Origin of the sequence: Ideonella sp. BN130291, assembly GCF_036231905.1 — a bacterium.
GTDB lineage: Bacteria > Pseudomonadota > Gammaproteobacteria > Burkholderiales > Burkholderiaceae_C > CAMLIZ01.
On record NZ_JAZARE010000001.1, the window covers coordinates 189,233 to 214,877 of the forward strand.

The 25,645-nt window shown below is 69.4% G+C and carries 23 protein-coding genes; 8 read left to right on the forward strand and 15 right to left on the reverse strand.

The genetic code is table 11. From position 1 onward, the window contains the following. Positions 1-4: 4 nt before the first annotated feature. From VPH43_RS00890 to VPH43_RS00900, 3 genes are all read right to left on the reverse strand, one after another. Entirely contained in the window at positions 5-1,174 is a 1,170-nt protein-coding gene (locus tag VPH43_RS00890) for a choice-of-anchor tandem repeat GloVer-containing protein (protein ID WP_328575759.1), read from the reverse strand. Between the two features lie 321 nt (positions 1,175-1,495). Then, positions 1,496-2,923, reverse strand: coding sequence for a sigma-54-dependent transcriptional regulator (locus tag VPH43_RS00895; RefSeq protein WP_328575760.1), 1,428 nt, complete (start codon positions 2,921-2,923; stop codon positions 1,496-1,498). Then, a complete protein-coding gene (locus VPH43_RS00900; RefSeq protein WP_328575761.1) occupies positions 2,920-4,779 on the reverse strand; it encodes a sensor histidine kinase in 1,860 nt (619 codons plus the stop codon). The genes VPH43_RS00895 and VPH43_RS00900 overlap by 4 nt, the downstream gene beginning before the upstream one ends. 172 nt (positions 4,780-4,951) lie before the next feature. Between VPH43_RS00900 and VPH43_RS00905 the strand changes: the two genes are divergently transcribed. After that, entirely contained in the window at positions 4,952-5,644 is a 693-nt protein-coding gene (locus VPH43_RS00905; RefSeq protein WP_328575762.1) for a DUF4166 domain-containing protein, read from the forward strand. Positions 5,645-5,653: 9 nt separating this feature from the next. Further along, a complete protein-coding gene (locus VPH43_RS00910; RefSeq protein WP_328575763.1) occupies positions 5,654-7,195 on the forward strand; it encodes a TIGR01777 family oxidoreductase in 1,542 nt (513 codons plus the stop codon). A 34-nt stretch (positions 7,196-7,229) separates the two neighbouring features. Here VPH43_RS00910 and VPH43_RS00915 read toward each other — a convergent pair whose 3' ends face one another. Next, positions 7,230-7,583 carry a winged helix-turn-helix transcriptional regulator gene (locus VPH43_RS00915; RefSeq protein WP_328575764.1) on the reverse strand — a complete coding sequence of 118 codons (354 nt, stop codon included), beginning with the start codon at positions 7,581-7,583 and terminating at the stop codon, positions 7,230-7,232. Positions 7,584-7,684: 101 nt separating this feature from the next. Between VPH43_RS00915 and VPH43_RS00920 the strand changes: the two genes are divergently transcribed. The 4 genes from VPH43_RS00920 to VPH43_RS00935 all read left to right on the forward strand — a co-directional run bounded on the left by VPH43_RS00920 (position 7,685) and on the right by VPH43_RS00935 (position 9,814). Then, positions 7,685-7,996, forward strand: coding sequence for a DMT family transporter (locus VPH43_RS00920; RefSeq protein ID WP_328575765.1), 312 nt, complete (start codon positions 7,685-7,687; stop codon positions 7,994-7,996). A 4-nt stretch (positions 7,997-8,000) separates the two neighbouring features. Continuing rightward, positions 8,001-8,627 (forward strand): FMN-dependent NADH-azoreductase, encoded by a 627-nt coding sequence (locus tag VPH43_RS00925; RefSeq protein ID WP_328575766.1) that lies wholly within the window; start codon positions 8,001-8,003, stop codon positions 8,625-8,627. A 102-nt stretch (positions 8,628-8,729) separates the two neighbouring features. Next, positions 8,730-8,999, forward strand: coding sequence for a hypothetical protein (locus VPH43_RS00930; protein ID WP_328575767.1), 270 nt, complete (start codon positions 8,730-8,732; stop codon positions 8,997-8,999). Between the two features lie 239 nt (positions 9,000-9,238). Next, positions 9,239-9,814 carry a hypothetical protein gene (locus VPH43_RS00935; protein ID WP_328575768.1) on the forward strand — a complete coding sequence of 192 codons (576 nt, stop codon included), beginning with the start codon at positions 9,239-9,241 and terminating at the stop codon, positions 9,812-9,814. A gap of 283 nt (positions 9,815-10,097) precedes the next feature. Here VPH43_RS00935 and VPH43_RS00940 read toward each other — a convergent pair whose 3' ends face one another. The 4 genes from VPH43_RS00940 to VPH43_RS00955 all read right to left on the reverse strand — a co-directional run bounded on the left by VPH43_RS00940 (position 10,098) and on the right by VPH43_RS00955 (position 14,603). Further along, on the reverse strand, positions 10,098-12,371 hold the full coding sequence (locus VPH43_RS00940) for an ATP-binding response regulator (protein ID WP_328575769.1): 2,274 nt from the start codon (positions 12,369-12,371) through the stop codon (positions 10,098-10,100). Between the two features lie 112 nt (positions 12,372-12,483). Continuing rightward, complete coding sequence (locus VPH43_RS00945; RefSeq protein WP_328575770.1) at positions 12,484-13,287, reverse strand: TenA family transcriptional regulator; 804 nt, start codon at positions 13,285-13,287, stop codon at positions 12,484-12,486. Between the two features lie 188 nt (positions 13,288-13,475). Then, positions 13,476-13,817 (reverse strand): YciI family protein, encoded by a 342-nt coding sequence (locus VPH43_RS00950; protein ID WP_328575771.1) that lies wholly within the window; start codon positions 13,815-13,817, stop codon positions 13,476-13,478. Positions 13,818-13,952: 135 nt separating this feature from the next. After that, a complete protein-coding gene (locus VPH43_RS00955; protein WP_328575772.1) occupies positions 13,953-14,603 on the reverse strand; it encodes a TetR/AcrR family transcriptional regulator in 651 nt (216 codons plus the stop codon). Positions 14,604-14,697: 94 nt separating this feature from the next. Here VPH43_RS00955 and fabF point away from each other — a divergent pair, with 94 nt between their 5' ends. Both fabF and VPH43_RS00965 read left to right on the forward strand, forming a co-directional pair. Next, positions 14,698-15,987, forward strand: a complete 1,290-nt coding sequence (gene fabF, locus VPH43_RS00960) for a beta-ketoacyl-ACP synthase II (protein ID WP_328575773.1) — start codon at positions 14,698-14,700, stop codon at positions 15,985-15,987. An 84-nt stretch (positions 15,988-16,071) separates the two neighbouring features. Further along, the gene (locus tag VPH43_RS00965) at positions 16,072-17,925 is read left to right on the forward strand and encodes a hypothetical protein (protein WP_328575774.1); all 1,854 of its coding nucleotides are present in this window, start codon (positions 16,072-16,074) and stop codon (positions 17,923-17,925) included. Here VPH43_RS00965 and VPH43_RS00970 read toward each other — a convergent pair. From VPH43_RS00970 to VPH43_RS01000, 7 genes are read right to left on the reverse strand one after another with little or no spacing between them, the layout of a single operon-like run. Continuing rightward, complete coding sequence (locus tag VPH43_RS00970; protein ID WP_328575775.1) at positions 17,876-18,499, reverse strand: rhomboid family intramembrane serine protease; 624 nt, start codon at positions 18,497-18,499, stop codon at positions 17,876-17,878. The two genes, VPH43_RS00965 and VPH43_RS00970, sit on opposite strands and share 50 nt — an antisense overlap. 48 nt (positions 18,500-18,547) lie before the next feature. Continuing rightward, complete coding sequence (locus VPH43_RS00975; protein WP_328575776.1) at positions 18,548-20,380, reverse strand: family 43 glycosylhydrolase; 1,833 nt, start codon at positions 20,378-20,380, stop codon at positions 18,548-18,550. Further along, complete coding sequence (locus VPH43_RS00980) at positions 20,380-21,402, reverse strand: glycoside hydrolase family 43 protein (RefSeq protein WP_328575777.1); 1,023 nt, start codon at positions 21,400-21,402, stop codon at positions 20,380-20,382. The genes VPH43_RS00975 and VPH43_RS00980 overlap by 1 nt, the downstream gene beginning before the upstream one ends. A gap of 22 nt (positions 21,403-21,424) precedes the next feature. Then, positions 21,425-22,783 carry an extracellular solute-binding protein gene (locus VPH43_RS00985; protein ID WP_328575778.1) on the reverse strand — a complete coding sequence of 453 codons (1,359 nt, stop codon included), beginning with the start codon at positions 22,781-22,783 and terminating at the stop codon, positions 21,425-21,427. After that, on the reverse strand, positions 22,780-23,619 hold the full coding sequence (locus VPH43_RS00990; protein WP_328575779.1) for a carbohydrate ABC transporter permease: 840 nt from the start codon (positions 23,617-23,619) through the stop codon (positions 22,780-22,782). The genes VPH43_RS00985 and VPH43_RS00990 overlap by 4 nt, the downstream gene beginning before the upstream one ends. Continuing rightward, entirely contained in the window at positions 23,616-24,569 is a 954-nt protein-coding gene (locus VPH43_RS00995; protein ID WP_328575780.1) for a carbohydrate ABC transporter permease, read from the reverse strand. Before VPH43_RS00995 ends, VPH43_RS00990 begins: the two co-directional genes overlap by 4 nt. Beyond that, positions 24,566-25,645, reverse strand: a complete 1,080-nt coding sequence (locus tag VPH43_RS01000) for an ABC transporter ATP-binding protein (protein WP_328575781.1) — start codon at positions 25,643-25,645, stop codon at positions 24,566-24,568. The genes VPH43_RS00995 and VPH43_RS01000 overlap by 4 nt, the downstream gene beginning before the upstream one ends.

The following is a 25,645-nucleotide window of genomic DNA, read 5'->3' on the forward strand; positions in this document are numbered from 1 at the left end:
CTCTCTAGTGAGCCACGGAGCGGCGCAAGCGGTACACCATTCCCAGACCATACGCGCCGGAATTGCAGGTCACCCCCATCAGGTCACCATCCCTTCCAACGGCGAGGCGAGAGGATGCCGTGCCGAACGGTGCCGCCGGGAACGACGCGAGAGCGGTCACCATGCGACCCGCAGCAACAAAGACAGTTCCGGCGCCATTGGCGCCGCCAGCCGACGAGGTGCCCACCACGACGTTGGAGTCGATCGCATGCCCGGCGTTGACCCAGCTCCCCGCTGAATTGTCCGCAGGTAGGCGTGTGATGGTCTGATAGCCTTCATCCGGCGTGACGCGAAACACCGTCCCCTTGTTCTCGAGGCCACCGTAGACCGTGGTGCCAAACAGCGTGTCGCCGACCCGGCTTAGCCCGTCCATCGGCTGGACTCCGTCCTTGGTCAAAGGGTCGAAGGAGTGCATGAGGCTGAACTGTCCATCGACCGTCACGCGATAGACCGTTCCGTGGCCCCCCGTGCCTCCAAGGTAGGTCGCCCCATAAAGGCTGCCGTCCGACCCTTGAACGATGTGGCCCATGGGATTGCTCCCGTCTGTACCCGTGCCATTCGTGCTGAATCCGTGAAGCACGGTCATTTCCTGTCCGGGAGTCCATCGATACAGCAGGCCGAACTGTGTGGGACCGCCCATCGCCATCGTGCCGTAGATACTGCCGTCCCTGCCATGGATGATGGGGCCAGCGCCACTGCCCTGCGTCATGCGGTACAGCGTCTGCAACTCGCCTTGCTTGCTGACTCTGAAGATGGATCCGCGATCTGCGCCGGCGTCGCCGTATGTTGAGCCGTAGAGATAGCCATCCCGCGCAAGCACGAGCGCGCCGTTCGGCTGGCTGCTGTCCTTGAAGCCGGTAAACGAATAGAGGCTCTGAAGCGGCGTGTCACCAGAGATCCTGAAGATGGTGCCTGCATTGCGGGCACCACCGGCACCAGTCACGCCGTACCAGCTTCCGTCAGGAGCCTGAGTAAGAGGCCCCTTCGGACAACTACCATCGTTGCCGCTGAAGTGATGAAGGACGGTGAACTCGTAGCTGGAGGACATCCCTTCGGACTGTGATGCGCTCGCAGGAATGCTGCAGCAAGCTGCCAGTGTCCAAGCGCACAAGCGCACCCATCCCTTGACCTTCATGTGATCTCCTCCCTGTGGACGGCGGCAGCGGTTGTTTGCTGCCGCCAAATGTGGAGGCAGAGTGTGCGCCGGTGCCATGCCCAGCATTCCCCCTCGATTGGGGGGTGAGCCTAGCGGTTTCGAGACGCTGCCCTCTTCGGGGTTGCAATGCTTAAGCTGCACGCAAGAGGATCGACCGACCTCCGAGAAGAGAGTTGAGAGCCTGGGGTCGTTCGGTGCCTTGTTCCGCAAGAGCGGCCCGTGACCACTATGCAGCCGATCAGGACCGGGTTGCAGCAGCTGGTGAACGAGGCGCCATGCAGCGCCATGGTGGACAGTGGCTTAGCGCAACCCCAGCCGCGCCAGCTTCTTGATGAGGCCGACGCGCGAGATGCCCAGGCGGCGTGCCGCCTCCGACTGGTTGCCCTGGGTGGCGGCCAGTGCGTCGCGCAGCAGCCGGCGCTCCAGTTCGTTGAGTGCCGCATCCAGCGGTCCCACGCCGGTGTCGGGCGCAGTGTCCGCCACAGCGGCAGTGCCAACGTCTGCCGTGTCGGCCCCCACATCGCCGCTCGCCAGCCGCAACAGCCCCGCGTCCACCGTCTCCTGCCCGGGCAGGATCAGCGCGCCGGCGCACTCCACCACCGCACGCAGCTCGCGCACATTGCCGGGCCAGGGCCGCGCGGTCAGCCACGCCAGTGCGTCCCCGGCCAGGGCGGCCCGCGGCGCCACCCGGTGCAAAAAGCGCGCGGCCAGCACCGGCACGTCGGCGGGCCGCTCGTCCAAGGCCGGCGTGCGCAACACCACGCCCTTGAGGCGGTAGTACAGGTCCTCGCGGAAGCTGCCTTCGCGCACCATGGCATCCAGATCGCGGTGGGTGGCGGCCACCACGCGGGTCTGGGCGCGTTTGGCCTGGCGCCCGCCCACCGGCACGAAGGTGCCCTCCTGCAGGAAGCGCAGCAGCTTCACCTGCATGGGCAGCGGCATTTCGCCCACCTCGTCGAGGAACAGCGTGCCGCCGTCGGCCGCTTCCACCAGGCCGGGTTGGTCGCGGTAGGCGCCGGTGAAGCTGCCGCGCAGGTGGCCGAAGAGTTCGCTTTCCAGCAGCTCGGCCGAGAGCGCGCCGCAATGGATGGCCACGAACGGGCCGTCGGCGCGCCGGCTGCAGTCGTGCAGCGCCCGCGCCACCAGCTCCTTGCCGGTGCCGGTGGGGCCCAGCACCAGCACGCTCACCTGCGTGGGCCCGACCCGCCGCACCATGCTGCGCAAGGCCGCCATCGCGGCGCTCTGGCCCACCAGGCCGAGTTCGTCCGACGCGGCGGCGCTGCGCAGCCGGCGCAGCTCGGCATCGAGCCGGCTCTTGCGCAGCGCCCGCGCCACCACGAAGCGCAGCATGTCCGGGTCGATCGGCTTGGTGAGGAAGTCCCAGGCGCCGGCTTCGATGGCGCGCAAGGCCAGGTCGTGGTCGCCGTGGCCGGTGAGCACGATCACCGGCACCGCCGCAAACCGCGGGATCAGCGCGACGCCGGCTTCGGGGTCCATGCTGGGCGGCATCGCCAGGTCCAGCAGCACCAGCTCGGGCCGGCGCCGCTCGAAGGCCGCGAGGGCCTGCTCGCCGTCGCCGGCCACACTGACCTCATGCCCGAGGTCGCGCAGGAAGGAGCCGCCCAGGCGCTGGAAGGCCGGTTCGTCGTCCACCAGCAGCAGGTGGCCGGGCTCGGCGGCCCGGTCGGTGGCGGGGCCGGTATCAGGGATGTCGTCGATGCGGGTCATGGGCGGGCCGGGAAGGTGAGCGTGAAGCAGGTGGACCAGGGTGCACGCTCGCTCAAGGCCACCGAGCCACCATGGGCCGCGAGGATGCGCGCCACGATCGCCAGGCCCAGCCCGGTGCCACCGGCACTGCGCGAAGCAAAGGGTTCGAACAGCCGTTCGCGGATCTCGGGCGGCACGCCGGGGCCGTCGTCGCAGACATGCAGGCGCACCGCGTCGACGCTGCGATCGGCATCGAGGTGCACGCGGGTCCGGGTGCGGGGCGCCGCGGTGACCACGCCGCCCTGCGCATCGGGTTCCGCCGGCGCCGGGCCCGCCGCCACCGCGGTGTTGGCGTTCTCCAGCAGGTTGGTGAGCGCCTGGTCCAAGCGGCGCGCATCGGCCTCTATCCACAAGGGCGCGTCCAGCCCCGGCCCCAGGCTCACGGCGGGCCAGCGCAGGGCCAGCGCCCGCACCCGGGCGGCCAGGTCCAGCGGCGCGGGGTTGAGTTTCCAAGGCTTGGCGTAGTCCAGCAGGTCGGACGTGAGGTGCGAGATGCGCCCCACCTGGTCGGCCACTTCACGCCGGGTGGCGCTGGGCGCCGCGGCCACCGCCATGGAGATGATGTTCAGCGGGTTGCGGATGTCATGCGCCACCGTGGCGGCCAGCGCGCCCAGCTCTGCGAGGCGCGCCTGCAGCTGGCGTTCGCGCTCGCGCGCGGCCAGCACCTGCGCCTGCTCCACCCGCGCGGCGGCGTCGGCCAGCACCGCGCCGAACATCTCGGCCGCATGGCGCGGGCCGGGCGGGGCCGCATCCCAGCCGAGCAGCTGGCAGCGCCAGCCGTCGGCACCGCGCGTGCAGTGCAGGCTGGGCACGTCGGACGAGGGCAACGGCGCCTCGCCGGCGCCCTCACCCACCACCACCGGCACTTCCAGCCCGACTCGGCTGCCGATCAGCCCGCTGGCGATCGCCGCCAGCTCCACGGGGGTTTCGGCCGGCTGCAGCGCCGTGCGCCAGGCCGCGAGGTCGTTCACCGAGACCTGCCCGCCAGGGAAGATGAGCCGCTCGGCCACCCGGCGCACCGGGCCGTTGAGCGCCAGGCAGCTCACGGCCACCGCCAGGCCGCCCAGCCAGCGCGATTCGAACGGCAGCAGCGGCGTCAGCGCCACCACGCCGGCGCCCAAGGCCAGCAGCAGCGTCCAGGCCAGCGCACGCCGAGCCCAGGCATTCACCACGAACACCCGGTAGCGCAGGATGCCGTACACCAGGATCAGCGAATAGGCCGGCAGGCCGAACAGCGGCCACGGTGTCATCGGCAGCTGCATCGCAGCCATCAGGTAGCCGGCGAGGCACAGCGCGCCCCAGACGCAGGACGCACCCACCGCCGCGATCTGGCTGCGCCGGGGCTGGCTGGCGCGCATGAAGCCCACCGCCAGCACGCTCAGGCCCGTGATGCCCAGCACCACCCAGGCCACGCTGGCCACCAGCCCCACCGTGGTGGGCACCGCCACCCAGCCGAACGAGGGCGCGTGGATGAGGTAGCCGGGGGACCGCACCCACGCCAGCAAGGTGGATGCGCCGCCCAGTGCATAGGCGGCACCCAGGCCTATGCGGCCCAGCGGCACGCGGCAGAACACCACGCAGAAGTGCAGGAACACCGCCGACACCACCGGCGCGGAGGACACCAGCTTGATCGCCAGCGGCTCCACCTCCGGGCCCACCCAGTTGGGCAGCTCGTTGCCCACCACCCACACCGCCACGCCGGCCAGGAACAGCACCAGCAAGCGGGCACCCGGCACCCGATGGGCCCAGATCCAGAGCACGACGGCGAGCGCCAGGGTTTCGAGCAGCGCGAACGCGAGCACCGCGTGGATGAGCATGGGATTGGCCGGGTTCGGCGGCTGTTAACCGCAGCGACGATTCGAAGGAACCGCCTGTATCCAAAGTATACGGTCGGGCGCCGGCACACCAATGAAATCAAGCACTTAGCGCCGCTTCGCGGCTGGCTTGGAACCTGCGCTAGCAGGCTCACCAAGACCTCCTGCCGACACCATGCTGCTGCGCTCGTTCCGCCCTGCCTTGCCGCTCCCCGGCGCTGCCGCGCCCACCGCCCCCACCGCGCCGGCGCCCGCCCCGCTGGACCTGCGTGCGCTGCTCGGGGAAGCGGCCTGGGCCGGTCTGCCCGCTGCAGTGCAGCGCCGCTTTGTCACAGGCCATCCGAGCGCGGTGTACGTCGGCCGCATGGCGCTGCACTGTTCCTGGGTCGGCCGGCTGTTCGCCGGGCTGTCGCGCCTGGTGGGCGCGCCGCTCACGGCGGCGTGCCAGGCCGACATCCCGGCCGTGGTGAGCGTGCACGGCAATGGCCGCGGCGGCGTGGTGTGGGAGCGCCGCTTCGGCCACCCCGGCGCCGGTGGTGCGACCGTGCGCTCCACCAAGGAGCTGGCGCCCGACGGCACGCTGTTCGAGCGCACCGACGGCGGCCTGGGCATGGCGCTGCGGGTGTTCGAACGCGAGGGTTCGCTGGTCTTCCAGAGCCGCCGCTACGAGCTGGTGCTGGGCCGGCGGCGCTGGGTGGTGCCCGCCCTGTTCACCCCCGGCACCTGCGAAGTGAGCCACACGGACCTGGGCCATGGCCGCTTCCGCTTCACCTTGCAGATGCGGCATCCGCTCTGGGGCCGCACTTTTTTCCAGACGGGCGTGTTCACCGACCCGGTGGACCTCATCCATTCAGACGCCACAACGTAAGAGGCTGCCATGACCCCCCTGATCTACTCCGTGCTCGCCCTGCAGGCACTGCTGGGCGCCTTCGACAACCTGTGGCACCACGAGCTGCAGGCACGGCTGCCGCAGCGCGTGTCGGCGCGGCGTGAGCTGGCGCTGCACACCGCGCGCGAGGTGATCTACGGCGTGGTGTTCCTCACGGTCGCCTGGGCGGAGGCCCGCGGGCCCTGGGCCGTGCTGCTGGGCGGGCTGCTGGTGGCGGAGCTGTTCATCACGCTCGCCGACTTCATGGAAGAGGACCGCACGCGCCGCCTGCCGCCCTTTGAGCGGCTGCTGCACACCGTGCTGACCGCGCTGTACGGCATCTTCCTGGCGCTGATGGCACCGGTGCTGCTGGCCTGGGGCCGCAGCCCGGGCGGCCTAGTGCTGGTGGACCACGGCCCCGTGTCGTGGCTGTTCAGCGCCTTTGCGCTGGGTGTGCTGGCCTGGGCCGCACGCAATGCGCTGGCCTTGCGCAGCACCCGCCAGGCGGCGGCTGACGCGGCGGTGGCCGAGCGGGCCGCGCGCATGGCCGCACGCAACGCACCCGCGCTGCGCGGCACGCCGCTCACCGTGCTGGTGGCCGGCGGCACCGGCTTCGTGGGCACCGCGCTGGTGGCCGACCTGGTGCGCAGCGGCCGGCGCGTGATCGTGCTCTCCAGGGACGTGCAACAGGCCCGCGGCACGCTCGGCCCGCGCGTGACCGTGATCGACCGGTTGGACACCCTGCCGGCGGAAACCCGCATCCATGCGGTGGTGCACCTGGCCGGCGCGCGGGTGCTGGGCTTGCCGTGGACCCGCCAGCGCCGGCACACCTTGCTGGCGAGCCGGGTGGACCTGACCACCGAGCTGGTGGCGCTGATGCGCCGGCTGCACCACCGGCCCGAGGTGCTGGTGGCGGCCTCGGCCACGGGCTTCTACGGCGTGGCGCCCGAGGGTGCGTCCATGCACGGCGCGGGCGCGGTGCCGGTGGACGAGTCCGCCGCGCCGCGGCCGGGGCAGTTTGCCAGCGACCTGTGCGCGGCGGTGGAGCATGAGGCCCGCCGTGCGGAGGCCCTGGGCGCCCGTGTGGTGCTGATGCGCTTTGGCGTGATCCTCGGCCGTGGCGATGGTGCCTGGCCGATGCAGGCGCTGGCGGCGCGGCTGGGCCTGGCCACCACGCTGGGCACGGGCCGCCAGCCCGCCCCCTGGCTGCACCTGGACGACGCGGTGGGCCTGCTGCGCCTGGCGATCGAACAGCCCCGCCTGGCCGGCCCGGTGAATGCGGTGGCACCGCAGGCCTGCACGCAGCACGAGTTTGCGCAGGCGCTGGCGGCCGCGCATGGCCGGCGCGCCTGGCTGCGCATGCCAGCCGCACTGCTGCGCGCGCTGGGCGGGGAGATGATGTCGCTGATGCTCGAAGGCCAGGCGGTCGCGCCCGCGGCGGCGCTGGCGGCGGGGTATCGCTTCAGGCACGCCGATCTGGCCGCTGCCTGCCGCTGCCTCGCCGGCACGGCATCGGTAACGGCCTGCCAGCCCGCTGCGGGACACCGATGAAGCAGCTGCAACGGCCCGTGCCGCCAGGGTTGCGCTAGCGCCCTGGCCCCTGCTGATCGCCCAGGGCATGCGTGCGCTCCTCCACCCAGCGGTCCACCGCGAGCAAGGCATCGCTGAGCGAGCGCGCCATGGGCGTGAGGCGGTACTCCACCTGCGGCGGCACGGTGTCCAGCGGCTGCCGCTCGACCAGGCCGTGGTGCTGCAACTCGCGCAGCGTCTGCGTGAGCACCTTCTGCGAGATGCCGCCGATGCGGCGCAGCAGCTCACCGTTGCGCATCGGCCGCTCACGCAGCGCGGGCAGCAGCAACGACCATTTGTTGGCCACCAGGGTGAGCGCCCGTCGCGACGGACAGGCGGCGTCATACACATCGAAGACAGGTTTGCTCATCGGGGCCGGAATTCCGGTGGTTACCAGCAGGTGCGTACTTCCTGCCACGCACAGGCCGCCGCAAGCTTAGCCCCATGTCGAACACACGGAGTCCTCATGGGTTGGATCTACCTGCTGGGCGCGGCATCGCGGAGGTGGTGATGGCGCTGGCGCTGAAACGGTCGGAAGGCTGGACGCGCATGGGTGCGTCGGCGCTTGGCATTACGGCCGCGCTGCTCAGCATCTTCTTGCTCACGCGGGCCTTGCGGCAGCTGCCGCTGGCTACCGCCTACGCCATCTGGACAGCACTGGGCAGCCTCGGTGTGGCGGCCGTGGGTGCCTGGCTGCTGAAGGAGCCTCTGGGCGCACCCAGGCTGCTGTGCATAGGGCTCATCGTGGCGGGCACCGCCGGCCTGCGCGCACTGGAGGGCTGATGCAATGAAACGCCTGCTTCGCATCGACAGCTCACCCACGCGCCCCGGCTCACGCACACGCGCGGTGGCCGACACCTTCGTTCAGCACTGGCGCGCCGCCCAACCGCATGCCGACGTGGAACACCTGGACCTCTGGACCACGGAGCTGCCCGAGTTCGATGCCGAAATGATCGAAGCCAAGTTCGCCGTGCTGCGCCGGCAGGACGCCACCGACGCCCAGCGCCAGCGCTGGGACAAGGCCATGCGCCTGGCGCGGCAGCTCAATGCGGCCGACGTGGTGCTGGTGGCCGCACCGGTGTGGAACTTCGGCCTGCCCTACCGCCTGAAACACTACATCGACGTGGTGACGCTGCCCGAGCAGAACTGGCGTTGGACGCGCGAACGCGGCTACGAGCCCTTGCTGCAAGGCAAGGCCGCCGTGCTCGTGTGCTCCAGCGCCAACGACTACCCCGCCGAGGGACTGCATCCGCCGGACTTCGCCAAGCCGCATCTGCGCCAGTGGCTGCGGTTCATCGGCATCGACGAGGTGCACACGATCAACGTCGCGCCAACGCTGGACGCGCCCGACCCGGTGGCCGCGAGGCTCACTGCATCACAGGACGCGGCAGCCGCGTCGGCTGGGCGGTTGTGAGGCCAAGGCGGCACGCCAGATCTACGGCCATCCAGTACGCTGCAAATGCGACGGATCGGCACGCGTACGATGCAATGTCTCTGCACATTGGAGCGGTCGGCCGTGGTCACCAGCCTGGAGAAGGAACTCAAGCGTCAGGTCACCGTAGACGGCGCTCAATACATCCTGACGCTTCATCCCGATGGTTTTCGCCTGACGGGCAAAGGCAAGCGCAAGCCACAGGTCGAACTTCACTGGCGTGACTTGTTGAGCGGCGATGCTGCCATGGCGGTGGCTTTGAATGCCTCGCTCGCTCACGAAAGCCCACCGAGGCCGACAGCGTCAGGGGCAGGGCGTCCGAGCTCGCGAAAGCCAATCAAGGCGGCGCGTTAAGTGATGGTGCGGCGAGCGCCTTCTAATGAGCTATTTGGTCACGGAAGGCCGCCGTCTCGACGGAAGCAGCTCGGGAGCCGCCCGAGTGGCAGCCGTCCCAGGGTCAGGCCAGGCGCAAGGAAAGCGATGGCAGCAACTTATGCCGTTCCGCGCTTCGGGAGCAGCACTTGCTGCGGGGGCGGTGGTGTTCGCCGGACAGCGCTCACCACCCACGGGACAACACTCAAGGAGCCCTTCAAATGAGAACTGTTTTCGCACTAGCCGCGGCCATGTGTGTCTGCGGGGCGGCAAATGCTGCCGCCGAGGCCTGGAATTTCGACTTCGCCAACGTCATCAAGACCAATGATCGAACGCCACAACTGGTCAGGCCAATCCATGTCGAAGGGACCTTCGTCGCAGAGGATCTGAACCACGACAACCAGTTCGAGCTGAGCGAGGTCAGTCAGCTCAGTGTGCGGGATCTCGAACTCCGGTCCTTGATCCTTCCAGTGGCGCCATCGGTGCCTATCCCTTCATTCGTTGTCGATCACCCGTCCAGCCTTTGGACTTCGCTGGGCGCCTTCCGCTTTGACAAGGGCGCCTCCACGCTCGAAATTGCGTTTTTCACCGGTTCGACCGATCGGACCCTGATTTACGTTGACACGATCAACGGCCACTCCGGATACAACATGCAATCCGAGTCTTGGACGCTCGACTTCTCCGAGGCTGTGTTGACTGCTGCACCCGTGCCTGAACCCGCCACCACTGCGCTTTCCCTGGTTGGATTGGCAGCCGTGATGAGCCGGGGACGCACGAAGCGCCGGCGCGACCACTGAAGCGCTTCACTCCTTGGGCCAAGCGTACCGACGCATTCTGGGAGACGATGACCACGCTTGGCCTCCGGAAAGGTGGCACGCATGAACGGCCGCTTCTGGCCGAAAACCGTCATGGCAGCAAGCCAACATAGTGACCCAGTTCAGCCTCAAGCCGTCTCTCTAACTCTGAGGGCTGCTCTAAGCGCCTAGGGACGTCATGTCGACACCACGGGCGGATGGCGATTGCTCTCGCGAGCGGTCCAGTGGCTTATCCGCCTGCTGGGCTGTGCCGCTCGCGAGTGGGTCACCGCGGTGTTGCCGAACCACTTCCACTTGCCGCCTGCCTGCGGGAAGCCAACCGTGCCTGCTGCTCCGCTATCACCTGGACGAGCCGAGCCGGGTTCACCGGCTTGGTGACGTAGTCGTCGAAGCCGCCGCTCAGCGCTTGATCGATTTGATCGGGAAGCGCATCGGCGGAGACCGCGATGAGCGCAATCGATGCAGTGTCTCTGCTGACACGCAGGGAAGCGGCCAGTTCCATGCCGGTCATGTCACCCAGGTGCATGTCGACCAGCATCATCTGTGGCGGCCGTGCGCGTGCCATCGCCAGGCCCTCAGCGCCCGTCGTCGCAACACGCAGCGCCACGCCGGAGCGCAACGCCAGGATTTGGCGCATCAGTTCGACGTTGACCTCGTTGTCCTCTACATAGATGACATCCAGTAGTTCGCTGCTTCGTGACTCCGTCGGCGGCCCGCTTGGCTCTTCCGTCGGCGCCATGGAGGGGGGAGCCGCCGAAGGCAGGCTGACGGTCACCCGGGTCCCCACGCCGGAAGCGCTCTCGATGCGCAGGCTCCCCTTCATCAGGACCACGAACTGTCGCGTGAGCACAAGGCCTATCCCCGTTCCTTCAACTTTGGAGTGCTGGGCGCCCAGCCGGTTGAACGGCTCGAACAACTGGGCCTGCTGCTCCGGCGTCATGCCCTTGCCGGTGTCCTCGATGACGATGTCGACGAAGTCCTCACGGGCGTGCAGCGACAAATCGACCTGTCCGCCGGCCGGCGTGTACTTCACGGCGTTGCTCAAGAGGTTGATGAGCACCTGCTGCAATCGCAGGCGGTCTGCCATTACGAAGTGAGATCGTGCCGGGCCATGCGGGCCACCTTCCGCCTCGGGGCGATCATCTGCACGGGCGAGCGGCGAGAGACGTACGCGCGCGCCCATTGCGGCCTGCGCTGTCATCGTGAGGGCCCGTTCTGCCTCTGCCGCAACGTCGACCGGCTCGAGCGACATGGTCATCTGCCCTGCCTCGATCAGCGAGAGGTCCAGGAGTTCGTTCACCAGCGCCAGCAGGTGTCGTCCCGCGTGCTCGATGTGCTCGACTCGCTTGCGATCCTCCTCGCGCAACCCGGAGGCCTCGTCCATCGCCATCAGCCGGGCGAACCCAATCACGGCATTCAGGGGCGTGCGCAGTTCGTGGCTCATGTTCGACAGGAAGCCCGACTTCGCCTGGTTGGAGGCCTCGAGCGCGAGGCGCGCCTCCCTTTCGGCACGGGCTCTTTCGTGGTCGCTGACATCGCGCAGCACGATGGTCGCCACCGGGCCGATGCGCGTTCGCACTGCCGACGTCGACACTTCTGCCGGAAAGGACGTGCCATCGGCACGCCGGGCGCGCAGGTCGTGGATTCGCAGCGTCAACGTTTCCACGTCGTCGGCCGGCACCGCTTCGTCGATCAGCGCTTCCAATCGGGGGTAGTCCTGGGCGGTGACCAGCTCGGCGACTGCGGTGCCCAGCCGTTCGCGGGATGGGCTGTTGAAGATGGCTTCGGCCGCGCGGTTGAACAGCACGATGCGCCGCTGCCCGTCCACGCAGATCACCGCATCCCCCACCGCGTCCAGCAGCCGGGCGATCTCGCGCTCCGCTGCCGCCCGCTCCTGGAGGCGCAGGCGCGTGAACAGAACGAGGATGGCCCCGAGCACAGCGGCGGAGCCCAGGTTCAAAGCGAGCAGCACGACGCCCGCCTGGCGAGACGTCTTTGCCAGGCTGGCCGAAAACGCGTCCTCGAGGGGGGTCAGCCGGTTGTCTATGGCCCTGGCGCGATCGCGCAGCTCTGCCACTGTCTGTTCGGTCGCGCCGGCTCGAATGCGCTCATGTGCCACGGTGCCCAGCGCCGCCAGTTCCTTGACGCCGGCGTCGCCTTCACGCCACAAGGCGACCGACGGGGCGAGCAGCTGAGTCTTGTGGAACCACCGGAACAGCCAGATCAGCCCTTCCACGTCCTTCGGATCATTGCCACCCGCCAGGAAACCCTGTCGGGCTGCGGCCAAGTCGACCGGCGACTGCTCCAGCGCCTCGCGGGCTCTACCGTCCCCGATCGGCACGGACAGTGCCGCCGAAAAGCGATGGAAGTCCGCTTCCTCCTTGCTCGACAGGTAATCGCGCAGCGCCATCTGGGCGCTCCTGCGACCCTTCGAGTACAGGTTCTCGCCCCCGACGTATGCGCGCACGGCGGAAAGCAGCTCGATGCTGGCGCTTGCCAGTGCCACCTGCAACGCGAGGATGCCAGCTGCGGCGACCACGATGGGCCAAGTGCGCCGGGGCGCACCGAGCATCCCCGTGCGGATACTTGTCATCCCCGCTGGGGAGCGATGGGCCGCCCCCCGGGTGAGCGCGGAGCCCCGACGGTCTTGATCACCGTTCTCGCTCGGGCGGAAGCGCGGCGCTGACATCGGTTTGCTGGTGCCTGGGGACTGCCTTTGCCTCGAGGCAGGCATCGAGCGCCATGCGCATGTAGCGGTAGCTCGTCAGGACGCGCCCGCGGATGAGCTCGAAGTAGCGCACATTGGGCCGCGTTCCCACGAGCGTGCAGATGATCTCGAGGGCTTCCCACGGATGCGTATCGTCGTATTTCGCATGCAGCCGGAGCCACTTCATGGCCTTGGCTCGCACCTCCGGCGCGAAGCTGTTCTCGTACGCGTCGCTCTCGCAGACGAAACGCGACCAGTCTCCCGTCACGCCCTCGATCGCGTAGTTCGTTGCCGCCATGCCCGCCGCCAGCGCATCGCGTTCACAGCTGTGCCAGCACCAGTGAGACAGCGCCTGCGTTTCAGCCGGCGGATCCGCATAAAGCAGATCGCCTGCGCTCAACCCGCTGGCGAGTGCCCATTGCACCCAGTGATCCGCATGGTTCTGCTCGACGCGGATGTTGCGGATGAGGTATCGCCGCGCCTCGTCGTGTCCTCGCACGCGGCCCATCTGCACCTTGAGCAGGTTCAGGGCCATGTACTGCGGGAACTGCTCGATCACCGGCCAGACGCCCGCAAGGAACCTGCCGGTTTGCGCCTGCTCCAGCTGGGCGTCCCGCATGAGCCCGAACAGGGGATGGGCGGCGACGCGCTCACGCGCCTCGCTGCAGTCGAGCGCGAGGTCTTGCGCCCAGGTCGGGTAGCTGTGGATGTCGGTCAGCTCACCGCTGCGTGCAAACCCGTCATCCATGTTGTCTCCCTGAACGATCTGTCAGCTTGGAATGTACGGATCAACGCCGGTTCCTTCAATGAGGTCGAGGAGATCGTTAGGCGCGGTGTAAGCGTCTTGGGGCGATGCCAGTTCGCGGCATCCCCCAAAAGGGGGATCAGGACCATGCATCCACATGCACGCACGCTCCCTCCAACCCCTGCCTCGTCTCACGACATCGGGTCGTACATGAACTCCCGCAGTTCCTGATCACACCGACACGCCGCCGCGATCTTCGCGGCCCAGGCCACCGCCTCCTCCCGTGAAGGCAGTTCAAGGATGGTGTATCCGCCCTCGATGCGCCGCGTTTCCGGGTAAGTGCCTTCGGCCACCGAGCCATCCGCCGACACCTTCACGGGCGCGATGCTCTCGTTGATCCCACCGGCGAACACATAGACGCCGGCGGCCTGGGCTTGGGCAATCACCGCATGCGAGGCGTCCACCACCGCCTGGAACTCTCCCTCGGGGATGACCATCGCGCTGCTGGGAAACGAAATCAGGTACTTGGCCATACTGTGCTCCTTGTGTTTGCCGTGGATTCGGCCTGCCAGCTACGACGTTGCACGGGCCTGGCCTTCGACCGTCATCGCTCGGTGTTAACCCTGGAAGACCACACCCGCTCGTAGTCGGCAGCGCCTGGCCTCAGGTCAGGGACCGCGGCTCTCATCGCTCCCATCTGTACCAGATGCCTCAAGGCCCCACGTCGCCTCCAGATGGTGGCGCAAGGTCGCCAGGATCTCATCTGACAGCGCAGGCAAGCCACGCGCAGTGGCGCGGGCGAGGATCAAGCCGCCCACCATGGTGGACAGCATGGCAATGGCGCGCACCCGGTCCTCCGGTTCAATCTGCGCCGCTTCGGTGTCGTCGGGCCGTCGCCGCGCAAACAGCGCCATGTAGCGCCCGATGCCTTGGGCAAAGGCGTCCGCGATGGCACCGGTTTCGCGTGCCGCGTCTGCCGCCAGCGCCGCCACTGGGCAGCCCTGGCCGACGCTGTCGCGGTGCTGCGGCGACAGGTAGTTCGCCACCCCGGCGCGAAGGAACCCGCCGGCGTCGGCGCCCGCATCGGCGTCCGGCGTCTGCAGTTCGGAAAGCGTCCACTCGAACGCGCATTCGCACGCCTGGGCCGCCAGTGCGTCCTTCGATTCGAAGTGGCGGTACAGCCCGCCGTGGGTGAGCCCGGCCTCGCGGGTGATGTCGGCCACGCCCACGCCGGTGAAACCGCGCTCGCGATACAGCCGGGCCGCAGCCTGCAGGATGGACCGGCGGTTCTCGGTCACCTGCGCCTTCGAGACTTTCATATCGATCCTTTTCGCAGACACCGCTGCGTATTGATGATGATCATATTCAATGACTTATGATGTTGAGCATCATCATTAAGTTAGCCAAGACCCCATGCATCTCTCTCCCGCTGCGAGCCATCGAATCGTCGTCACCGGCATGGGACTGGTTTCCCCACTCGGTTGCGGCGTCGAGCTGGCCTGGCAGCGGCTGCTCGCCGGCCGGTCCGGCTTGCGCCTGCTGCCCGATGCGATGACGGCCGACATCGCCGCCCGCGTGGGTGGTGTGGTGCCCGATGTGCAGGAGGATGCGCTGGGCGGTTTCGACATCGACCGCTTCGTGTCCACGAAGGACCAGCGCAAGATGGATCGCTTCATCGGCTTTGCGCTTGCCGCTGCGCAGGAGGCGCTTGCCCAGGCGCAGTGGGGGCCGGCCGACGAGGCGGCCCAGCAGCGCACGGCCACGGTGATTGCGTCGGGCATCGGTGGCTTGCCAGCGATCGCGGGCGCGGTGCGCAATACCGAATTACGCGGGCCGAAACGGCTGTCGCCGTTCACGGTGCCCTCGTTCCTGGTGAACCTCGCCGCGGGCCATGTGTCGATCAGGCATGGCCTGAAGGGGCCGATCGGTGCGCCGGTCACGGCGTGTGCCGCCAGCATCCAGGCCATCGGCGACGCTGCCCGGCTGATCCGCTGCGGTGAGGCCGACATCGCGGTGTGCGGCGGCGCCGAGGCCGCCATCGATCGCGTGAGCCTGGGCGCCTTTGCCGCCGCGAAGGCCTTGTCCACCGGCTTCAACGACACCCCCACCCGCGCATCACGGCCCTTCGACCAGGCCCGCGACGGGTTTGTGATCGGCGAAGGCGCTGGCATGCTGGTGATCGAATCGCTGGCGCACGCACTGGCCCGCGGCGCCACGCCCTTGGCCGAGCTGGTGGGATACGGCACCAGCGCGGATGCGTTTCACATCACCGCCGGGCCCGAAGACGGCAACGGCGCGCAGCGGGCGATGCAGGCGGCGCTGGCGCAGGCCGGCCTCGCCCCGGCCGAGCTGCAGCACCTGAACGCCCACGCCACCTCCACGCAGGTGGGTGACCTGGGCGAACTGGCCGCTGTGCGCAGCGTGTTCGGCGGCGACGGTCCACTCGCCATCACCTCCACCAAGTCGGCCACCGGCCATCTGCTGGGCGCGGCCGGTGGCGTGGCAGCCATCTTCACCGCGTTGGCCTTGCGCGATCAGGTCGTCCCGATGACGCTGAACCTCGACCACCCGGACGCCCTTGCCGAGGGTTTGGACATCGTGCGCGGTGCGCCGCGGCGCACGGCCATCGATCACGCGATGGCCAACGGTTTCGGGTTCGGCGGCGTGAACGCCAGCGTCATCTTCAAGCGCTGGATGGCATGAGGCTACGCATGGGAAGTTAGGGGGATGGACAAGGCGGCCGGCTGGCGAGATGCTCCGCCACTTCGGGATTGGAGGAGTCGCATGATGAATGCTCGCCTCGCCGGCATCGCCGCCATCTGTGTCCTGTGGGCCACGCTGGGGCTGTCGCCCGCACGGGCGCAGGTCACCTGGGCCGACGTGCTCGCCTTCAAGCCACCCGCGGACACACCGGTCTACACCGCGCAGCGCCTGGCCAAGGCACCGGCGGACGAGTGCTTCAACGGCATCGGCGTGGACTATCCACCGATCAACCCCGACGGCAGCTGCAACGTCGGCACGCCCAAGAAGAACCAGGCTTACGTCTGGGGGCTGGCGCAGGCCGGCCTGGGCGACCCGCTCTTCGTGGGTGACGAGATCTGGTTCGGCACGGTGGCCAACCCGCTGTGCGGCGGCTCGGCCACCGGCCTGTTCGAGCCGCAGCCGGAGCTGAAAACCTCGTGGGTCTGCGAATACGGCATGAGCATGCTGGCGCGACGCCCGGTGCACCCGTTGCCGCCCAGCGCCGGAGACTGGCGCCTGCCACGCGCCTACTCCTACAACGTCGTGCAGCGGCGGCTCACCGAGCGCACGCCCGCCGACCCGGCCTTCCAGAACATCTTCGGCCTGCGTTCGGCCGGCGCGCTGGGCCGCGCGGTCTTCCTGGCCGGCCCCACCTTTTCGAACGACGTGACCTTCGCCGCCTGGGACGCCGCCAGCGGCAGCTACCGCGGCGCCTGCCGGGCCACCGCGCTCAACCAGATCCGGCAGTGGATCACGGTCAACGGCGTGCTCTATGCCGGCGCCGGCCGCGATGCGGGCGATGGCGTCATCCTGCGCTGGCGCGGCACGGTGGACAACCCGTTCAATGGCGCGCCGGCCGTCTCCGACTACTGCGGCTTCGAGGTCGTCGGCGTGCTGCCGTCGTTCCCGTCCTACCTGGCCAACTACGACGGCAAGCGCATCGCGGCGTCGGTGTGGAACAAGTCCACGCTGGACGGCGACGGGCTCGCCAAGGCCGCCAGTGTCACCTTCGCCGCCGGCATCTACCTCGGCCCCCTCTTCGGCACCGACGGTCAATACACCAGCGCCGATGCCGCTGCCACCTGGACCCGCATCTGGTCGCCTCTGCAGTACGAGACCGACCCGGTGGTGGCCGGCACCACCGGGGGCGGAGCCATTGCCTTCTGGAAGGGCTGGCTCTGGTTCGGCACCATGCACAACAACAGCAGCACCAGCCAGCTGCATGCCAGCTGCACCGCGCCCGCCTGCTTCGGACCGCCGGCCAGCGTGGACGAAAACGTCTACCTGTTGTTCAACGTGTCACGGGCCGCATCCCTTTGGCGCGCGCGCGTGTCGCCCACCGGCGGCCTGGAGGTGCAGCTGCTCTACGGGCAGACCGAGCTGCCGGCGCTGGTGCCCGGCACCAAGACCTTCCAGATGAAACCCACCGGCTGGACGCCGCGCCATGGCAAGGCGGGTTTCGACAACCCGTTCGTCACCTACACCTGGGCGGCGTCCGCCGGCAGCGACGACCTGCTGTTTGGCATGTACGACTACCGCTATGTGTTCGACGTGCGCATGGGCCTGGTGTCCGCCACCGGTGCCCGCGCGGCGGCCATCAGCCCCAGCGGCGCGGCCATCAGCACCACGGTGGACCCCCAACGCGGCTACGGCGCCGACCTCTGGCGCTTCAACGACCCGGAAGCGCCGGCGCGCGCCGAGAGCCTGCGCGGCTTCGGCAACTTCACCAACTATGGCGTGCGCAACATGCTGCGCCTGAATGACGGCCCCAACGTGATCGTCGGCACGGCCAGCGGCCTCAACCTCGAGCCCGATGCGGGCTGGGAACTTCAGCTGCTCACGGCACCCGTCAAGGCCAGAGCGCCTGCCACGCCCGCTGCAGCGAGCCGGGCTCCATGACCGCCATGAACACCAGGCCGACCAGCGCGCCGGCCACATGCGCATCGTGGTTCACGCGGCCGGCGCGGCTGCGTCCGGCCAGCACGCTGAACGCGAGGTAGCCCACCGCGAACAGCGGCGCGGGGATTGGCACGGGGATCGGCAGCACGAAGATCGACGCCGCGGGGAAGGCGACGATCGAGGCGAAAAGCACCGCCAGGATCGCGCCGGATGCACCGAGGCTGGCGTAGCCGGGCTGCCGGCGATGCAGGGCCCAGGTGGCCATGCTGCTGGTGAGCAGGCCGATGGCGTACAGCGCGGCAAAACGCGGTGTGCCGATGTGGCGCTCCAGCCCGAAGCCGAAGGCCCAGAAGGTGAAGCCGTTGAACAGCAGGTGCGCCAGGTCGGCGTGGATGAAGCCGCTGGTCACCAGCGTGGCGTAGTCGCCGCGCTGCACCAGGCCGTGCGGGCGCAGCAGGTTGCGCTCGATCAAGCGCGGAGCGACGAACAGGCCGAGCAGGCTCACAACGCCGAAGGCGGCAAGCAGCAGCGCCGCGGCCGGCGCCCCGGCACTCAGTTGAAGCAGGATGTCCATGGGCGCACTTTACGAGGCCGCTCGGGGCGGCCTGGCCGGCGCGCCCGCCTACCTCGGCATCAAGGGCAGCCCGCGGTACACCCGCACGTAGTCCACCACGGCCTCATGTCCCGCACCGCCCATGGCCAGCAGGCCAAGGCGCGGTAAGGGCCCGAGCTGATGCACCCAGGTGCCGCCGCGCACCCAGTGGCCGGCGTCCGCGCGGGTGAAGGCGGTGATCAGCGCCTCCTGGCCGCGGCGCTGCACATGCAGCGCCAGCGTGGTGCGGTCGCCCGGTGGGCCGACCACGCTGTTGCCGTAGCGCGGCCGCTCGCCAGGCTGCGCCGGCCGCTCGATCGCGAACTCGGTCTGGCGCGTGTCGTGCAGCGCCACATGCACCAGCTTCACATAGCGGTCGTCGTCAGCCCACAGGGCCAGGCCGGCTTGCACCGGCTGTGCGATGTCGCCTTCGGCGGGCAGCGCCAGCCCGACCCGCGTTTCGATCCACAGGTCACCCGCGGGAAGGGCCGCACCCAGCACCGGGGCACTGTTGTGCTGCGCCCAGAGGTCGCCCGCGCTGGTAGGCAGGATCAGCTGCCCGTGCTCGAACCTCGGCGTGGCGTCGGGCGGCCGGGTCCAGCGCCAGCGCTGGCTCAGGCGAGCACCGGTCCATTCGTCGCGCCAGAGCATGCGGCCGCGCGGCACGGTGGCCGCGGTGTCGTGCAGCGGGGCCTGGCGGGCCACCGTGGCGCCTGCGCGGATGGTGGGCGCGGCCATCGGCTGGTCGCTGGGGCCGCGCCGCACCACCGGCCAGCCGTCCACCCAGTCCAGCGGGTCCAGCAGCAGCGGCCGGCGCGTGAGCGGCGAGCCGGTCCATTGCGGATGCTGCCGGTCCACCGCGTGGTACAGCGTCCACCAGCGCCCGGCCTCGTCGCGCAGCACCGAGTTGTGGCCGGCACCGACCCAGCGGTTGCCGTTCTGCGCCAGCACCGGCGTGCCGCCGATGCGCGCCTCATTGAAGCTGCGGCCGTCGCGGTCCAGGAAGGGGCCCAGCGGATCGCGTGAGCGGCCCACGAACACCATGTAGCCGGTCAGGTCCGCATTGCAGCAGTTGGTGGAGGAGGCAAAGAGGTAGTGGTAGCCGTCCTTGAACACCACCTCGGAGCCTTCGTAGCGGCCGCTGCGCGACAGCGGCAGGGGCTCACCCTGGGCCTTCAGCCCAACGGTATCCAGCGGCTGCACCAGCAGGCCGCCGCCATAGCTGCCGAAGTACAGCAGCTTGCGGCCGTCCGGCAGGGCCAGCAGTTCCGGGTCGAAGGTCCAGTGGAAGTTGCAGCCCGGCCCGGCACGGCGCGGGCCCACCACCAGCTGCGGCTCGGGCACCCAGGGGCCGAGCGGCGAGTCGCTGGTGGCCACGCCGATCGCGCTGTCGCTGTTGCAGCCGGGCTCGGGGCTGAGTGCGTCCACCACGTCGGTGATCGTGTAGTAGAGGCGGTAACGGCCGTCCACGAACACCAGCTCGGGCGCCCACAGCCCCGCGGTGGCGGTGGCCTGCGGCGGCACCTGCGGCATCGCCTCGCCCTGGTAGCGCCAGTGCACCAGGTCGTCGGAGCGGAACATCGGCATGTGGCGGAAGCGCAGGCCGCCTTGGGCGTCCCGGTCGGCGTCGTTCAGCGGGTCCTGCGTGCAGATCAGCGTCCACGGGGGATCGCCCGGCCGCTGGCCTTTCAGCACCGTGGGGTCGGCGCAGCTTTCCACCGCCGCGCCATCGGGCAGCGTCAGCGGCAAGGGATTGCGATAAGTCGCGGGTGCGCCGGCCCAGGCCCCGCCCGGCAGCGCCAGCGCGAGGGCCGCAGCCAGCCCGCCGCGCACTACAACGGCCGAGAGTGCGCTCGCCCGCATCACGGCACCATCGTCGGCCCGCCGACCACCGGCGTGCCGTTCACCCAATCGAGCTTGTCCAGGTACATGAAGCGGCGGTTGCCGCGCGCACCCGTGGCCGTGACCTCCCAGGCGTGATAGGCGATCCAGGTCTGGTCGCCCACCTGCAGCAGGCCGGCGTGGCCGGGGCCGACCAGCGGCGGCGTGGTGTCCTGGCGGCTCTTGAGCACCGGGTTGGCGGCGGCACGTTCGCAGGGGCCCAGCGGGCCCGCACACACCGCATGGCCGACCGCATAGCTGGTGTCGGCGTAGTTGCCGCCGGAATAGAACAGGTGGTACGTGCCCTCGTGCACCCACATCGTGGGCGCCTCGATCACCGCGCCTTCCCAGGCCGCCTGGTTGGTGAGCAGGCGCACCGGATCACCCTGCACCGCCAGGCCGTCGGCCGACAGGCGCTGGGCGTACAGCGACGTGGGCATCGCGCAGCAGTTGCCGTCGTTCTTGAAGTAGAGATAGAGCTGGTCGCCCACCTGCAGCGGGCTGGCGTCGATGCTGCCGCCTTCGGCGACCTGGCAGACGAGCGGCGCGTTGCGCGAGTCCACGTACGGGCCCTGCGGCTGCTGCGCCTCGGCCACGCCCACGCACTGGCGATCGCTCGCCTGGTCATGCGCGGTGAAGTACAGCAGGTAGCGGTTGCCCAGCTTCAGCACCTCGGGCGCCCACACGAAGCCGAACCCCGGCCGCGCCCACACCGGCAGCTGCGGCATCGCATCGGCCTGCGCCTGCCAGCTGACGCGGTCGGTGGAGGCGGCCACCTGCACGTTGCGCCCCACGCTGTTGGTGGCAAAGGCATAGGTGGTGCCGCCCTCCTGCAGCAGGAAGGGATCGGGAAAGTCGCCCAGCGAGCTGACATGCGCCACCGGCGGCGGCGCAGTGTCCACCGGGGCGGACGAGCCGCCACCGCCGCAGGCCGCCAGCAGGGACGGGAGGGTGATGCACAGGCGCAGCCAGGCGCCGGCCTGACGTCGGAAGGTGCCGAACATGGGGACTCCTTGTGGGGTGGGTTCAGTGCGGGGCGGTATCCGCGTGGGTGAACTGCGCGTCGCGTTCGAGCATGCGGTTGATGCTGCGCTGCTCGCGCTCCAGCGTGGTCTTCATCGGGGCCTCGTGCACCACCACCGCGGTGAGCGCGTCGCCCAGCATGGTGGTCACGCGTGACTGGCGCGCCACCTCCTGCGGCAACGCGGCACCGAAGTCGGCCAGCGGTGCCACCTGCGGCCGGAACGGCAGCGCGCGAAAGGCCGCACCCTGGATGACCGATTGGCGAGTGGGCAGCTGGCCGGTGCGCGCCCAGGCACCACCCTCGTCGTACAGGAACTTCAGGAACTGCAGCGCAGCGCGGCGCTCGGCCGGGTTGTGCGTGCCACCCTTCAGCATCACGAGCAGGTGGTTGTCGGCCCAGGCGCCGGGTTGCTGGTACAGCTGGGGGAACGGCACTGCGGTGTAGCCCTGGTGCAGCGGCCGGCCGGGCTGGTGCGCCTCGCGGTCCAGGTCGCCCAGCAGCCAGGTGCCGTTGATCATCACCGCGCCCTGCCCGCCGACGAAGGCCTGGATGCCGGCGCCGTAGTCATGCCCGTGCGAGGCCAGGCCTTCCCGGTACAGCGTGGCCATCAGGGTCACCGCCCGTTCGGCCGCCGGGCTGCGCAGGTCGATCTGCGTGGGCCGCTGGGGGAACAGGCTCGCACCCTGCTGCTGCACCAGGGTCATCAGGGTGCGCGCGAAGGCCGGCGCATCGTTGACGGTGAGCATGATGAAGTAGGGCTTGCCGGTGGCCGCCTTGAAGCGGCGCGCCTGATCCAGCAGCTCGGCCTCGCTGCGCGGCAGCACCGGCTGCCCCGCGGCCGTGGCCAGCCCCGCGCTGCGCAGCAGGTTGAGGTTGATGTGCCACAGCCACGAGTGGGTGTCGAAAGGCAGCGCGTAGGGCCGGCCGCCCACGGTGACCGCACGCTGGGCCTGCGGCGTGAAGTCGGCGGCATTGATGCCGATCTCCTGGAAGCCACTGTCCAGCGGCTCCACCAGGCCGCGCTTGACGAAGTCGTTGAGCGTGGAGCCGTGCAGGATGGCGACGGCCGGCACGTCGCGGTTGATGATGCGCCCGCCGATCTGGTTGTAGTACGGGCGGTGCTCGATGATCTGGGTGCGCACCAGCACGCTCTGCTGGGTGGCGTTGAAGCGGTTGGTGAGCACGGTGATGATTCCGCACTCGCCGGTGGCGGCGGTGGGGTCGGTGACGGCACCGAACTCCGCATCGCAGGCGCCGAAAAAACGCGCGAAGGTGATCTCGGTGCGCTGCTGCGCCGCCGCCCACAGCGGCAACAGGGCCAGCAGCGCGAGCAACCAGCGGCGAAACCAGCGCGCGCTCATCGCACACCCCCGGCCACCGCGGCCACGATGTGGCGCTGGAAGAAGGCATACAGCACCAGCACCGGAATCGCCGCGAACACCGCCTGGGCCATCAGGAAGCCCAGGCCCTCGCTCTGCGCGAAGTTGGTCTGCATGGAAGCCAGGCCGAGCGACAGGGTGTACATGGCGGGCTGGGTGGCCGACATCACCGGCCAGAGGTAGTCGTTCCAGGCGTTCAGGAAGGTGAAGATGCCCAGCGTGGCCTGCGCCGGCAACGACAGCGGCAGCACCACCTTCCAGAACACGGTCCAGCGCGAGGCGTTGTCCAGCAGTGCGGCCTCCTCCAGCTCGATCGGGATCGCCTTGAAGTACTGCGACATCAGGAACACGCCGAAGGGCGCGGCCACGCCGGGCAGGATGAGCGCCGCATGCGTGTTGTGCAGGCCCCAGTCAGCAAACAGCCGGTGCAGCGGCGCCACGTAGCCCGCCTGCGGAATGGCCAGGCCGGCCAGCACCGCGGCGAACAGCAGCTTGCGCCCCGGGAACTCCAGGCGCGCGAACGCATACCCGGCCAGCGAGGACACGGCCAGCACCAGCACCGTCTGCCCCAGGGCCACGATGCAGGAGTTGGCGATCCAGCGGAACAGCTGCGAGGTGGCCACGATGTCGTGGTAGTTGCGCCAGGTGAAGGGCGCTTCGTACCAGACCGCGGTGCCCAGCTGCAGCACCTGGTTCGGCTTGAAGGACAGCGCCAGCACCCACAGCAGCGGCAGCACCCACACCAGCGCGAACAGCATCACAGCCACCATCGCGATGCGATCGCCGCGGTTGCGGCCCAGCACGGTTGCGATGCTCATCGCCGCCCCTCCTTGTCGGCCCGCGCCACCTTTGCCTGCACTTCCAGGCACAGCAGCAGCAGCACGGTCAGCACCTGCGAGGCCGCCGCGGCATAACCCAGCTGCCACTGGTCGAACATGGCCTCGTAGATGAACATCACCAGCGAGCGTGTGCTGTGGTTGGGCCCGCCTTCGGTGAGCAGCTGCACCTGGCCGAAGATCTGCAGCTGCGCGATCACCTGGGTGATGGTCACCAGCACCAGCACCCGCCGCAGCGCCGGCAGCGTGATGAATCGAAAGCGGGTCCAGCGGCTGGCGTTGTCCAGGTCGGCCGCTTCGTACACCTCGTTGGGTATCTGCTGCAGCGCGGCCAGGAACAGCATCATCGGCAGGCCCACGCACCACCACAGCGTCATGATGGCCACGGTGGGCAGCGCCAGCCAGGGGCTGTGCAAGGGCGACGCCATCGGCAGCCCGGCGGCCTGCAGCCCGCTGGCCAGGGCACCGGTCTCCGGCCGCAGCATCAGGCGCCAGATCAGCGTGACCACCGTGACCGACAGCACCGAGGTGCCGAAGAAGATGCCGCGCAGCCAGGCGGCGAGCGTGCCGGGCCGGTTGAGCACCAGCGCCAGGGCCAGGCCCGTGCCCACCAGCAGGGGCGTGGCGATGCCGGCGAACAGCAAGGTGTTGAGGAAGGCGCGCACCGCGATCTCGTCCTCGGCGAGGTCGACGAAATTGCGAAAGGCCACGAAGCGGCCCAGGTTGGACAGCAGGTCCACCGCATTCAGGCTCAGCCACACGCCGCGCACCGTCGGCCACACCATCAGCAGCACGTAGGCGGCGAGGAAGGGCGCAATGAACAACCAGCCGACGCGCTGCGCTTGCGTGGTGTGCGGGCCTTGCGCCGGCAGCTGCACCGCCAGCGGCGCATCGGCCGCGGCCACCACCGTGGGCACTTGCACGCGGGTCATGATGCGCGGTGCGCCCGGCCTTGGGCGTCGAACAGGTGCAGCTTGTCGCGTGCGAAGCCCAGCCGCACCGTGTCGCCGATCGCGCGCTCCGGCTGCGCGCGGCCATCGGCCACCACCAGGCTGCCGTCGGGCAGCTGCACATGCAGCAGGGTGCGGTCGCCCAGGCGCTCGATCACTTCCACCGTGCCGGGCAGCAGGCCCTCGGCCTGCACCTGCAGCGCCTCGGGCCGCACGCCCAGCGTCCAGCCGTCCGCTGCCGACGCGTCCAGGCGAACGCCGGTGGACAGCAACGCACCGCCAGGCAGCTGCACCACCGCGCCGCCGCCATCGTCGGGCTGGCGTTGCACCGGCAGGAAGTTCATCGCCGGGCTGCCGACAAAACCCGCCACGAAGCGGGTGGCCGGCCGGTCGTAGGCCTCCATCGGCGTGGCCACCTGCTCGATGCGGCCCTGGTTCATCACCACGATGCGGTCGGCCAGCGTCATGGCTTCCACCTGGTCATGCGTGACCAGCAGCATGGTGGTACGCAGCTGCTTGTGCAGGCGCGCGAGTTCCACCCGGGTGCGGGTGCGCAGGGCCGCGTCCAGGTTGGACATCGGCTCGTCCAGCAGGAAGGCGGAAGGCTGCTTCACCAGCGCCCGCCCGATCGCCACGCGCTGACGCTGGCCGCCCGACAGCTGCGCCGGCCGTCGCTCCAGCAGGCTGCCCAGCTCCAGCATCTTGGCGGCGGCTTCCACCCGCTGGCCGATCTGGTCGGCCGGCATGCCGATGTTGCGCAGGCCGAACGCCATGTTGTCGCGCACGCTCATGTGCGGGTACAGGGCGTACTGCTGGAACACCATGGCGACACCACGCTGGCCCGGGGGCAAGGTGGTGACCTCGCGCCCGCCGATGCGCATGCTGCCCGCGCTCACCGGCTCCAGCCCGGCCAGCATGCGCAACAAGGTGGACTTGCCGCAGCCCGAGGGCCCGAGCAGCGCCACGAACTCACCTGGCTCGATGCGCAGGCTGAAGTCCGGAATGACCTGGGTGGCGCCAAAGCGCTTGCTGACGTTCACCCACTCGATGCCCTGCAT

Bases quoted from the DNA above. Each gene is read 5' to 3' on its own strand.
- VPH43_RS00980 (WP_328575777.1), bottom strand. From the start codon at position 21,402: ATGTTCGGCACCTTCCGACGTCAGGCCGGCGCCTGGCTGCGCCTGTGC.
- fabF (WP_328575773.1), top strand. From the start codon at position 14,698: ATGCATCTCTCTCCCGCTGCGAGCCATCGAATCGTCGTCACCGGCATG.
- VPH43_RS00900 (WP_328575761.1), bottom strand. From the start codon at position 4,779: ATGCTCATCCACGCGGTGCTCGCGTTCGCGCTGCTCGAAACCCTGGCG.
- VPH43_RS00970 (WP_328575775.1), bottom strand. From the start codon at position 18,499: ATGGACATCCTGCTTCAACTGAGTGCCGGGGCGCCGGCCGCGGCGCTG.
- VPH43_RS00950 (WP_328575771.1), bottom strand. From the start codon at position 13,817: ATGGCCAAGTACCTGATTTCGTTTCCCAGCAGCGCGATGGTCATCCCC.
- VPH43_RS01000 (WP_328575781.1), bottom strand. From the start codon at position 25,645: ATGCAGGGCATCGAGTGGGTGAACGTCAGCAAGCGCTTTGGCGCCACC.
- VPH43_RS00915 (WP_328575764.1), bottom strand. From the start codon at position 7,583: ATGAGCAAACCTGTCTTCGATGTGTATGACGCCGCCTGTCCGTCGCGA.
- VPH43_RS00890 (WP_328575759.1), bottom strand. From the start codon at position 1,174: ATGAAGGTCAAGGGATGGGTGCGCTTGTGCGCTTGGACACTGGCAGCT.
- VPH43_RS00895 (WP_328575760.1), bottom strand. From the start codon at position 2,923: ATGACCCGCATCGACGACATCCCTGATACCGGCCCCGCCACCGACCGG.
- VPH43_RS00990 (WP_328575779.1), bottom strand. From the start codon at position 23,619: ATGAGCATCGCAACCGTGCTGGGCCGCAACCGCGGCGATCGCATCGCG.
- VPH43_RS00905 (WP_328575762.1), top strand. From the start codon at position 4,952: ATGCTGCTGCGCTCGTTCCGCCCTGCCTTGCCGCTCCCCGGCGCTGCC.
- VPH43_RS00925 (WP_328575766.1), top strand. From the start codon at position 8,001: ATGAAACGCCTGCTTCGCATCGACAGCTCACCCACGCGCCCCGGCTCA.
- VPH43_RS00910 (WP_328575763.1), top strand. From the start codon at position 5,654: ATGACCCCCCTGATCTACTCCGTGCTCGCCCTGCAGGCACTGCTGGGC.
- VPH43_RS00985 (WP_328575778.1), bottom strand. From the start codon at position 22,783: ATGAGCGCGCGCTGGTTTCGCCGCTGGTTGCTCGCGCTGCTGGCCCTG.
- VPH43_RS00935 (WP_328575768.1), top strand. From the start codon at position 9,239: ATGAGAACTGTTTTCGCACTAGCCGCGGCCATGTGTGTCTGCGGGGCG.
- VPH43_RS00965 (WP_328575774.1), top strand. From the start codon at position 16,072: ATGAATGCTCGCCTCGCCGGCATCGCCGCCATCTGTGTCCTGTGGGCC.
- VPH43_RS00955 (WP_328575772.1), bottom strand. From the start codon at position 14,603: ATGAAAGTCTCGAAGGCGCAGGTGACCGAGAACCGCCGGTCCATCCTG.
- VPH43_RS00945 (WP_328575770.1), bottom strand. From the start codon at position 13,287: ATGGATGACGGGTTTGCACGCAGCGGTGAGCTGACCGACATCCACAGC.
- VPH43_RS00975 (WP_328575776.1), bottom strand. From the start codon at position 20,380: ATGCGGGCGAGCGCACTCTCGGCCGTTGTAGTGCGCGGCGGGCTGGCT.
- VPH43_RS00995 (WP_328575780.1), bottom strand. From the start codon at position 24,569: ATGACCCGCGTGCAAGTGCCCACGGTGGTGGCCGCGGCCGATGCGCCG.